Source organism: Bradyrhizobium sp. (assembly GCF_036735945.1).
Lineage (GTDB): Bacteria > Pseudomonadota > Alphaproteobacteria > Rhizobiales > Xanthobacteraceae > Bradyrhizobium.
Genome location: NZ_DAINNI010000145.1, coordinates 1 through 10965, shown reverse-complemented (window position 1 = coordinate 10965; position 10965 = coordinate 1). Strand labels below are relative to the sequence as shown.

General features: G+C 64.3%; 9 protein-coding genes. 2 read left to right on the top strand and 7 right to left on the bottom strand.

The window, feature by feature from the left end; translation table 11 throughout:
• Positions 1 to 107: 107 nt before the first annotated feature.
• From V7E26_RS26495 to V7E26_RS26480, 4 genes are all read right to left on the bottom strand, one after another.
• Complete coding sequence (locus tag V7E26_RS26495) at positions 108 to 1454, bottom strand: IS5 family transposase (RefSeq protein ID WP_324421999.1); 1347 nt, start codon at positions 1452 to 1454, stop codon at positions 108 to 110.
• A 324-nt stretch (positions 1455 to 1778) separates the two neighbouring features.
• Entirely contained in the window at positions 1779 to 3530 is a 1752-nt protein-coding gene (locus V7E26_RS26490) for a sulfatase-like hydrolase/transferase (RefSeq protein WP_324421997.1), read from the bottom strand.
• A gap of 6 nt (positions 3531 to 3536) precedes the next feature.
• Positions 3537 to 5246, bottom strand: a complete 1710-nt coding sequence (locus tag V7E26_RS26485) for a sulfatase-like hydrolase/transferase (RefSeq protein ID WP_324421996.1) — start codon at positions 5244 to 5246, stop codon at positions 3537 to 3539.
• A 171-nt stretch (positions 5247 to 5417) separates the two neighbouring features.
• Positions 5418 to 6104, bottom strand: a complete 687-nt coding sequence (locus V7E26_RS26480; RefSeq protein ID WP_324421994.1) for a TetR/AcrR family transcriptional regulator — start codon at positions 6102 to 6104, stop codon at positions 5418 to 5420.
• A gap of 159 nt (positions 6105 to 6263) precedes the next feature.
• On the opposite strand from V7E26_RS26480, the gene V7E26_RS26475 reads away from it, so the two are divergent.
• Positions 6264 to 6881, top strand: coding sequence for a hypothetical protein (locus V7E26_RS26475; RefSeq protein ID WP_324421992.1), 618 nt, complete (start codon positions 6264 to 6266; stop codon positions 6879 to 6881).
• Positions 6882 to 6939: 58 nt separating this feature from the next.
• Here V7E26_RS26475 and V7E26_RS26470 read toward each other — a convergent pair whose 3' ends face one another.
• The gene (locus tag V7E26_RS26470) at positions 6940 to 7410 is read right to left on the bottom strand and encodes a PaaI family thioesterase (protein ID WP_324421990.1); all 471 of its coding nucleotides are present in this window, start codon (positions 7408 to 7410) and stop codon (positions 6940 to 6942) included.
• Positions 7411 to 7676: 266 nt separating this feature from the next.
• Complete coding sequence (locus V7E26_RS26465) at positions 7677 to 7919, bottom strand: hypothetical protein (RefSeq protein ID WP_324421988.1); 243 nt, start codon at positions 7917 to 7919, stop codon at positions 7677 to 7679.
• A gap of 502 nt (positions 7920 to 8421) precedes the next feature.
• Here V7E26_RS26465 and V7E26_RS26460 point away from each other — a divergent pair.
• The gene (locus tag V7E26_RS26460) at positions 8422 to 9525 is read left to right on the top strand and encodes a DUF2336 domain-containing protein (protein ID WP_324421986.1); all 1104 of its coding nucleotides are present in this window, start codon (positions 8422 to 8424) and stop codon (positions 9523 to 9525) included.
• Between the two features lie 499 nt (positions 9526 to 10024).
• Here V7E26_RS26460 and ilvC read toward each other — a convergent pair.
• A partial coding sequence (gene ilvC / locus V7E26_RS26455; protein ID WP_324421983.1) for a ketol-acid reductoisomerase occupies positions 10025 to 10965 on the bottom strand: 941 nt, incomplete at its 5' end.

Genomic DNA, 10965 nt, shown 5'->3' with positions numbered 1-10965 from the left:
AAGGTGGCTGCCCATCCTTGACACACACATTCCCCATGTGAGCAATCCATAGTGCGGCAAGTGGAGAGATGGATTGCTTCGTCGCTTCGCTCCTCGCAAGTCGTCCGTTAAGAAGCCCTTCTGATTGCGGCTGGAGGGGCGAGCAGCGGCGACAATGCGTTGAGGATTAGGGACAACAGAAGCCTCAGCCAGGCGAGGACGCGGCGGAGATTGTGACCGACGGCGGTTAGGATGACGTTGGCAGCATCGCCCTCGCGGCCCTTGAGATAGCAGCGGCCGAGGTGCCCGTCAGTTTTCATGTGACCGATGACGGGCTCGATGGCTGAGCGGCGCTTGAGCTCGCGTTTGATGACCCCGAAGACGCCACGCTTCTGGCCGGAGATGAAGACGCGGCGTGGGTTCTCCGTTTTGTGGCCGCGATAGCCCTTGTCGACATAGGCGCGCTCGATCGCACAGCCGGTGAGCTTCTCGGTACCGTTGATGACGTCGCCGAGCGTGTGCCCGTCGTAGGGATTGCCCGGCAGCGCCTTGGCATGAAGCACAAACTGACCGCCGGGCGGCCTGCCGTTGGTGGTGACGATCGAAGCCTTGACGCCGAACTCATAAGGCGCCGCGGCCTTGCCCTTGCCGATGCACTCGACCTCGGGCGCATGGAAGGAATAGAGCTTGTATCCGCGCTGGCGCTGCTCCTGGGAACGGATCTGCGCGGCGCGCGAAAGCGGCTGCTCGAAAGCAGCCTCGAGCTCGCCCTGGCCAGCGATCTTGCGGCGGATGTCACGAATGAGACGTCCGAGCCGGGTTCGCAACAGGCCCAGTTGCCGCCGATGACGCTTGAACTGTTTGGCGTGGGCATAGCGTCCGGCCATCATTGCCGCCCGCTTGGCGATGCGCAGATACGATTGCCGCAGCCGCACGCCGTGCGCGCGGGCCAGCCGATTGAGGCCCTTGATCGCCGCATGGACGAGCTTGGCGTCGGTCGGGAAGGTGATGGCCTTGGGCTGAACGGTGGTGTCCACCGTCACCCGCTTGAGATCGCGCGTCCGCAACGCGCCGGTCTGGTGCGCCACCCTCAAGCTCTCGGCCAGCAACAGCTCCAGCTTGTCGCCGAGCCGCTTGCGCCAATGGCTGAGGTCGCTTCGCTCGTGCGGGAACTCGTGCTGGAAGAACTCAAAGCCGGTGAAGTGCTGGAAATACGGGTCGTAGACCCAGCGCTCGCAGACCTCCTCGTCGGACAGGCCATAAATGTGTTTGAGCAGCAACAGCCCGATCACGAACCGGCTTGCGATCCCGGGCCGACCCTTCTCGCTGTAGAGCGGCGCGATCTCGCGATCGATCCAATCCCAGTCGATCTTGCCGCCAAGCTGCACCAGCTCGTGCTTCAGGTTGATGATCTGATCCAGCCTGGCGCGAAACAGATCGCCTTCCCCCGTCGTCTCCGGCTTCTTCGGTCGCATCGCTCGCCTCCGCTGCGACCACGGAATCACGGCTGGCGATTCGAAGGAATCTTGAAAATGAAATTGCAAGCTTTCCGGCCTCCCGACCCCAAAAGCTTGCAATCTCAAATCCGCAGCGGGGCCAAAAACCGACTCTCACTCAACGGCTTGGCCACTTCTTCACGGACGACTCGCAATGACGAGGGAATCGCGATGGCCTTCACCCCTCATGGTGAGGAGGCGCGAAGCGCCGTCTCGAACCATGCGGCCCGGCTGGTGCCATTCATCCTTCGAGACGCCGCTACGCGGCTCCTCAGGATGAGGTCTGGCAATCGCACGCGGAAATCAAAGCCCGTTGATCATCCCGGCGTCGATCAGGAGCCGGTTGAACCTTCGCGCCTCCGCGCCCTTCCTGCAAGCGTAGAATGCGCCCTTGCAGCGGAGCATGATGCTCTTCTGTTCGGCGAAGGTCGGATCGAGCGGGAGGCCGGCGGCTTCCTGCAGCACGAGCGGGATGTAGGCGGCGTCGAGGGTTTCGAGCGCCGATGACAGGTTCGCGGGCGAATAATTGATGCCGTCGATGGCGTAGTAGGTCGCGTAATAGCGCGGGTCCGTCGTCATCAGGCGCTTCGCCAGCCTGGTCTGCTCGATGCCGGGCTCGAGCAGTTTTTGCGAGATCGCCGGCTGGTGATCGCCGAATCGCAGCACCAGGAAGGATTCATCCGGATAGTCGCGCTTCAGTCGTTCGGTGAATTCGCGGTAGTCGCTCGCCGTCAGGGTCTGGCGGCGGATGTATTCGTCGACCTCGGCGGTGTTGCCCGGCGGCGTCCAGCCCGCCGGCGTCAGGTCGGGGCGGTAGACATCCGTCCACGGAAAATGATTGGCGGTGAGATAGACGAACATGAAGACCGGCGATTGCGACGCCTGCTCGCGCGCGAACGCCTTCAGGGCCTGGTCGTAATAGAAGCTGTCGGGCTGCATGTCCTCGTTGACGCCCATCTCGGCCATGTCGATGAAGCGCTCGACGCCGGTGCCCTTCTGGAAGGCACGCGCGCTGAGGAAATCGCCATAGGTCGGATAGAGCGAGACGGTCTTGTAGCCGCAGCGCTGCAGCGCCTGCGGCAATCCGCGCGTGACGCGGCCGGCGGCGATGCGCGTGACGTAGAATTTCAGGTCGCCGAACGAGCGCGCCGACAGGCCGGTCAGCACGTTGAACTCGGTGTACCAGGTCGGACCGCCGGTCGATTCCGCGATCATGGTGCGCTGCTTGCCGTCGATCGACTTGAAGAAATCGGCATAACCCGCCGGCACCTTGACGCCAGGCGCCGCTCTGACGTCGAAGCTGGATTCATCGAGCAGCAGGATGATGTGCGGCCGCCTGGCCGTGCCGTCACAGGCCGTCGCCGTCTGCAGCAGCGACGGGCGGGCGTGCGCTTCCGAGGCGAGGCGCAGCGGTCGATCCGCGGGCGGGTCGGCCTCGATCCAGCCGGTCGAAGCCAGCCGCGACACCGCCACCACGCCGGAACGCGCGAGGTTGGAAACATGATTGACGCCCTGGAACGGCTCCCATGGCTGCTCGGGCGACACCACCGCCATCAGCGATATCAACGCCGTCGCTCCGGCGAGGCCGGTCAATGAGAATGAACGCCTCACGCGGAACGGATCGAAGCGCCATAGCGCAACGAGCAGCGGAACGGCGATCAGCCCCGCGATCATCAACTGCATCTGCAGCCGCGGAAACACCGAGAGCAGGAACGAGAAGGTGTCGCGGTCGATGATCAGGAAGTCGAGGAACGTCAAGGATAGTTGGAGTATGCCGAACTTGAAGCGCGACAGTTCGATCAGGATTGCGATCAAGCCGAGCGCCAGCGCGGCGCAGACGACGGGCCGCCGCAGCGCGACCAGCAGGAAACAGTTGACGAAGATCCATGCCAGTATCGACAGCGTGATCGCGAACGGCCCGTATTCGGTGCTCAGCAGCAGCGCGAGGCCAGCGAGATGAACCGAAACGACCAGGCCGGCGAGGGCAAAGAACCGGATGCCGCGCGCTTCAGCGCGGATGCTTTCGCTCATTCCGGGTCCGGCAATGTCTGACATCGCTTCTCAGAGTCCCCTGATGAAACCGGCCTCGATCAACAAGCGGTTGAAGCGGCGCGCCTCGGCGCCGTCCTTGCAGGCATAGAATACACCCCTGCAGCGGAGCATGATGTTCTTTTGCTCCTCGAACGAGGGATCGAGCGGAATGCCGGCGGCTTCCTGCACCACCAGCGGCAGATAGGGCGCGTCGATCGTGTCCATCACAGCGGAACTCTTCACCGGCTGGAAATTGATCGCGTCGATCGCGTAATAGGTGGTGAAGTAGCGCGGGTCATAGGTGTTGAACTTGCGCGCGAGCCTGGCTTCGTCGAGGCCGGGATCGAGCAGGTTCGACGAGAACTCCGGCTGGTGGTCGCCATAGCGGACGATCAGGAACGGCTGCGCCGGGAACTTCTTTTTCAGGCTGGCGACGAACGACGCGTAGTCGCCGGCGCTGATGGTCTGCCGCCGCAGATATTCGTCGACGACAGGCTCGTTGCCCGGCATGCGCCAGGACGGCAGCAGGTCCGGCCGGAATTTGGTCTCCCACGGGAAATGGTTCGCGGCGAGATAGACAAAGGTGAACAGCGGCGTATTGGCCGGCTGCTCGGCGATCAGCTTGACGGCCTTGTCGTAGAAGAAACTGTCGGGCTCGATGCCCTTGGCGCCAAGCGCGCGCGCATCATAGAAATGCTGGATGCCGGTCGAGGTCTGGAAGCTGCGCGCGCTCATGAAGGCGCCGTAGGCCGGATAGAGCGAGATCGTGCTGTAGCCGCAGCGGCGCAGCGCCAGCGGCAGCCCGCGCTCCACCCTGCCCGACGCGATGCGGGTGACGAAATAGGAGAAGCGGCCGAACGAGCGCGACGACAGCCCGGCGAGCACGTTGTACTCGGCCATCCAGCTCGCGCCGCCGCTGCTCTCGGCCATGAACTTGCGCTCGCGGCCGTCAAAGGACTTGAAGTGGCTACCATAGCCGGCCGGCACCTTGACGCCGCCGGCCTGGCGGATGTCGAAGCTCGACTCGTCATGGATCATGATGATGTGCGGGCGGCGGCCCGCGACGTGGCAGGAATCCTCCAGCGGCACCTTGAGCCGCTCGGCGGTCTCCGCTTCCGATTCCATGAAGCCGTAATTGGCGAAGTCCGATACCGCCGTCACGCCGGAGCGCGCGAATTTGGAGAGATAGCCCTCGTCGTAATAGCCGCGCCAGGCTTCATCCGGCCATGCCATCGCCTGGCCGCACAGCGCGGCGAGACAGGCCAGCAGGCCGGCTGCCGCCGGCAGGCGGCGGATGCGGAACGGGTCGAGCCACCACAGCGCATACATCAGCGGCAGGATGACCACGGCGGCGCCGACCACGCTCCAGCGCAGGTTCGGAAAGATCGTGAACAGGTAGGCCGCGGTGTCGCGGTCGATCACCATCAGGTCGACGAAGTTCGCGGTCATCTGCACGACGTCGTGCTTCAGCCGCGACAACAGCACCAGCACCACGACCAGCGTCAGCGACAGCGCCCCTGACAGCGACGGGCGGCGCAGCAGCAGAATAAAGCAGAAGTTCAGGATGCCCCAGGAAAGGGCGAAAGCCATGCGGCCGTCGAAATCGCTTTCGGTGTGCAGGAGGAGCGCCAGCGCCGCCATGTGCGGCGCAGCAACGGCGGACAGCCGCCAGAAGCCGATTGCGGCAAGCCCGGCGGCAAGGGTGGGTGCGGACGGCCCAGGATTTGGCGCGGGCGCCATGGGAGGCAACGCAACATGACCCGGCGCAATGCAATGCCTTGGCTGGCGACGTACCAGGAGACGCACGACCCAGCCGGAACCTGTGCCGCGTCACAAAAACGTAGTGTAATCGTCATGAACGCGCAATGAATTTGCCTCCCTTGGACGACGCCGTGGTGAATCCGGGGCGCATCACGCCCGTTTCGCAATCCCGTCGATGAAGAGATCGAGGATCGCTTCTGCGGTCCGCTCGGCCTCCGGGGCGGCCACCCCCCAGCGCGGAAAATGGCCGTCGATATTCATCCGGGCGAATCCATAGACCAGCGCCCGGCCGGCGATCTGAACCTCCTTGAGGTCGGCGGTGCGGAGCTGGCCGGCGGCGAAGGCATCGGCCAGCGTCCGCTCGGTCAGCGCGATCAGCTCGGCATTGTCGCGGCTGATCGCGGCTGCCTTGTCGTGGTCGAACAGGCGGCGGCTGGAAATCACCTCGAAATGGGTCGGGTTGCGCATCGCCCAGCGCAAATAGGCCAGGCCAAGGCGGCGAAAGCGGCCGAGCGGGTCGCCAGCCGGCGCGCCGGCGAGCGCCGCGTCGATCTCGGCGCGGAACCGCCGTTGCGCCTCCTCCGCCACCGCCTGAATCAGCGCATCGCGGCTCGGAAAATGCCGGAACGGCGCCCCCGGCGAGACCCCGGCGCGGCGGGCCGCCTGGCGGACGCTGACCGCCTCCATCCCGCCCTCGGACACCAGTTGCAGCGCGGCCTCGATGAGGACGCGCCGGAGATCGCCGTGGTGATAGGGCTTCGGCGCAGCCGGACGCGTGGTACGGCGACGCGGACGGGCGGCGGATTTGGTGGCGGGCAATTTGGCAGGTCGACGCATGGCCCTCCCCTAGCATCACCCGCTTGTGAATGTAAGCGATGATTACACGGATTGACCCGGGCCACGCGCCAAATGTAACTGATGATTACATTAAACTTGCACCATCCGCGTCATAGCGAGGCGCAGCGACGGCGGCAAACATCATCGGGGAGAAACAACATGCCGGCACGTCAGAACTGGTTCGAAGGCTGGCGGCTGTCCGGCCTGCTTGCGCTGACGCTGCTGGGCTTGAGCATCTGGATCGCCGGCATGCGCGGCTTCGAGGTCGAGGGCGTGCGGATGGTGATACGCTTCACCGCACGCACCTCGCTCTTGCTGTTCTGCCTCGCCTTCGCAGCCGCCGCGCTCGCACGTCTATGGCCCAATGCCGGGACGCGGTGGCTGCGCCGCAACCGCCGCTATCTCGGCGTCAGCTTTGCCGCCTCGCACGCCATTCACGCGGTAGCCATCCTGGCTTTTGCCATCATGGACCCCGCGGCCTATGCGGCGGCGACCTCGATCGCGTCCTACATCTTCGGCGGCATCGGTTACGCCTTCATCATCGCGCTGACCGCGACCTCGTTCGACCGCACCGCGGCCGCGATCGGCGCCCACACCTGGCGGCGGCTGCATCTCGTCGGCGGCTACTACCTGCTGTTCCAGTTCATGGTGTCGTTCGGCAAGCGAATCCCGGACATGCCGCTTTACGCGCTGTTCCTGATCCCGCTGTTGGCCGTGTTCGCGCTGCGGATGATCGCGATGGCGCCGCGCGCGCAGGCGCCGGCGCGGGCGGGATAATCTGGAGCGACGACTTTATCTCCGAAGCACCATCCGATCCCGTCCGCACGGTCGCTTGTCAGAACGGGAAGATAAGGCACGTCGTCGTGCCATGCGCGAGCAATCGTCCCTTGCCGTCCACGACCCGCCCCTCGGCCGTGCCGACGCGACGGCCGCAATTCAAGACTTTGCCCTCAGCCCTGACCTCGCCTGTATCGGCCGTAATCGGACGCACCAGGGAGATCTTGAACTCAAGCGTCGTCTGGCTAATGCCCCGTTCGAGCGTCGACCGGATCGCCAGCCCCATGCAACTGTCGAGCAGGGTCGCCGTGAGGCCTCCATGCACCGTGCCCGCCGGGTTGAGGTGGGCGCCGGTCGGCACGAGCGTGATGACGACGCGGCCGCTCTCCGCTTCGGCGACGTCATATCCCAACGTCTGCGCGATCGTGTTGAGAGGCAGTGCGCCGCTCGCGAGGCCTTGTACGAATTCCAGCCCGCTCATCTGCTTTTGCTGTTCGGTACTGACCGTCCCGTATGTCTTGATTGTCATCGAACCCTCTTGTGAAGTTCAGCTAATTCCATTCATCCGCGACGCAGGCGCTTTCCTTCGAATAGCCGAGAGCGGCCTGCCGTAGATCCGAGCGAACGCAGCGCGAAGTAGCCGTGGGCTGGAAAAGCCTGCGCGTTCAGCGACGAGGCGAATTGAAGGCTTCGTACTGCGAGGCAAAATCAAGCATGCCGCTGCTATGGCGGCCACAGCCTTGCAACGCAAGCTGCCCGCGGAGACCACGTCCGAAAACGGACCACCGACACCGGCTATTGATCCCTCAGCAGATGATATTTCCGCCCCAGCCGGCGGTGCACCGACATGACGGCGCGGTCGACATCGCTGATCAGGCTGTCGCCGAGAACAACGTTCGGAATTTCCCAGTTCCGGCCCTCCTGGATGCCGGGAAGCTCGCGTACGTGAGGCACGGACGCGGTTTCGCATCCCGCCTCGCCGCGCAGCGCCGCCTCGGCGAGTTCGGTCAGTTCCGACCTGGTCTTTCCTGTCCTCACTGCCGGCCGATGCCCGTGGAGGCGCCGGCGATGACGACTGATCTCATGTCAAAATGCCCTGTCCGAGGTTTAATGAAGTTTGTCGTGAAGGAATGCTTAAGCGCCAGGTTCCCTCAAGTTTCCTCCGGAGGCGGCCAGCCTTGACGGCGCCTTCTTCGGCACGCTGCCAATCGATCTTTTCCGGCAACGGTTCGGTGACGATAGCAGCCGGGCCAACGTATCGAAAGCCGCGGCATTTGGCCGATATTCGTCGACATCGGCGGTTTTTCGCGGAAATTCGCCGCATACGTTCGAGCGGCGCTGCCTACGCAATTCAGGACACGGTGTATGCAATGCGCGGCGTGCTTTGCCGCCACCCCTGCGCAGCACGTGCCACGAACGCGTTGCTCGCTTCGGATGCGATCGGCCTGTGGTTCCACCGGCGCTCGCCTTTAACGCGAGCGTAAGGCTCGGCTTGTCATGGTGCGCGCCGACCCTTCAACAACGAACAAGGCTGCCCACAATGGTGCAACAGCCGGCCCATTCGATCATTGCTGAACTCGAAGATGCCGTCCGGGGCGGCTCATCCGCCCGCCGGGTGGAGACGCTGCGACAGGTTACCGATCTGTTCCTCCATGACGGAGAACGCCTGAGCGACGACCAGGTCAAGGTCTTCGACGACGTGCTCTGCATTCTGATCGCGCGCGTCGAGACGCGGGCCAAGGCCGAGCTCTCCAGGCGCCTGGCGCCGCTCGACTACGCCCCGTTCGAGGTGATCCAGCACCTCGCCTGGGACGACGAGATCGAGGTCGCCGGCAATGTGCTTGCCAATTCCAGCCGGCTCGGAACCGAGGTGCTGGTCGAGATCGCCAGCAGCAAGGGGCAGGAACACCTGCTTGCCATTTCCGGCCGCGCCGAACTGCCCTCGGTCGTGACCGACGTCATCGTCGACCGTGGCGAAGGCCGGGTGATCCGGAAACTCGCCAACAATGCCGGCGCCAAATTTTCCGACGTGGGTTATTCCACGATCGTCGCCCGCGCCGGCACGGATGACGAGCTGGTGGAAATTCTCGGCCTGCGCGACGATTTCCCGCCAAAATTCATGGGCGACCTGCTGCGCCGCGCCAAGGATGCGGTTCGCGCGCGGCTGCTCGCCATCGCGCCGCCCGCGGTGCAGGAGGAGATCAAACGGGTCCTCGACGAGATCGCCCGCGACGCTGCCCCTGCGACCCGCAACTTCGGCGTCGCCGAAGAGCTGGTAAAGCTGATGAAGGGGCTGAACGAGCTCGATGACGCGGCAGTCTACAATTTCGCGGAGACCAACAAGTTCGACGAGGTGACCGTCGCGCTCGCCGTTCTCAACGATATGCCGGTGGAGATGACGGCCAAGCTGATGGAAGGCCCCCGCGCCGACCTGCTCCTCATCCCCTGCCGGTCGGCGCGCCTGAACTGGCCGACCGTCGAGTCGATCCTGCGCAATCGGCCGAAGCATCCGGTCAACGAGCAGACGCTGGAGATCGCGGAACGCGACTACAAACGGCTGTCGATGGAAACGGCACAGCGCACCGTCCGCTTCTGGCAGTTGCACAACCGGATCGAGAAGGAGCCGATCATCCGGACGCACTGACGTCCGCCTGGTCACCACTCCCAGTCATGGCCGGGCTTGTCCCGGCCATTCGCTTTTTTGGGAGAGGCTCTCCGCACGGCCCGCTGATCCGGCACACGGGCGAGATCGCACATCAAGCAACCGAGCTTTGACTCAGTAAACGCTGTGCTTTCTGTCGCTGACGTAGCTGGTGAATCGCTTCCCAGCCATGCGCCTTGTGCGCAAGTTCTCCGCTTCGGATGGTCGGCGCATTCGGCGCGGCGGGTTTGAAGAATGTGGTTGAACCGACAACTCTTCAAGAAAACGGCGAGACCGCTGGTGCGATCTCGCCGGATATTGTCGAGCGGGACTTGAGATTTGGTGGTGGCCGTATTGCAGCGAACCGGCCACTGGATCCTCTCGTGTCCCGGACGCGGTGCAGCGCGCTAGCGATGCGCCGCAGAACCGGGACCGCCTCGCAGGATGGACCCCGGATGCAGCGCATCACTACGTGCTGCGCTGCATCCGGGGAACGAGACCGTTAGTTCTTGCTCTTGTCGACCAGCGCGCCCTTCTTGATCCAGGGCATCATGTCGCGGAGCTTGGCGCCGACTTCCTCGATCGGGTGCTCGGCGAGCTTGGCGCGGGTGGCCTTGAACGAGGTCTGGTTGACCTTGTTCTCCAGCATCCAGTCGCGGGCGAACTTGCCGCCCTGGATGTCGGCCAGAACCTTGCGCATCTCCTTCCTGGTCTCGTCGGTGATGATGCGCGGGCCGGTGACGTATTCGCCGTATTCGGCGGTGTTGGAGATCGAGTAGTTCATGTTGGCGATGCCGCCTTCATAGATCAGGTCGACGATCAGCTTCACCTCGTGCAGGCACTCGAAATAGGCCATCTCGGGGGCGTAGCCGGCCTCGACCAGGGTCTCGTAGCCGCCCTTGATCAGCTCGACCAGGCCGCCGCAGAGCACCACCTGCTCGCCGAACAGGTCGGTCTCGCACTCTTCCTTGAAGGTGGTTTCGATGATGCCGGCGCGGCCGCCGCCGATCGCCGAAGCATAGGACAGGCCGAGGTCATGGGCGTTGCCGGAGACGTCCTTGGCGATCGCGATCAGGCAGGGCACGCCGCCGCCGCGCTGGTATTCCGAGCGCACGGTGTGGCCGGGGCCCTTCGGCGCGATCATCAGCACGTCGAGGTCGGCGCGGGGGTCGAGCAGGTTGAAGTGGACGTTGAGGCCGTGGGCGAACACGAGCGCTGCGCCCTTCTTCATGTTGTCGTGCAGGTGCTCGCGGTAGATGTCGCCCTGCAGTTCGTCGGGGGTGAGCATCATGACGAGGTCGGCCCATTTGGCCGCCTCGGCGACTTCCAGCACCTTGAAGCCGGCGGCTTCCGCCTTCTTGGCCGAGGCCGAACCCTTGCGCAGCGCGATCGCCACTTCCTTGACGCCGGAGTCCTTCAGGTTCAGCGCATGGGCGTGGCCCT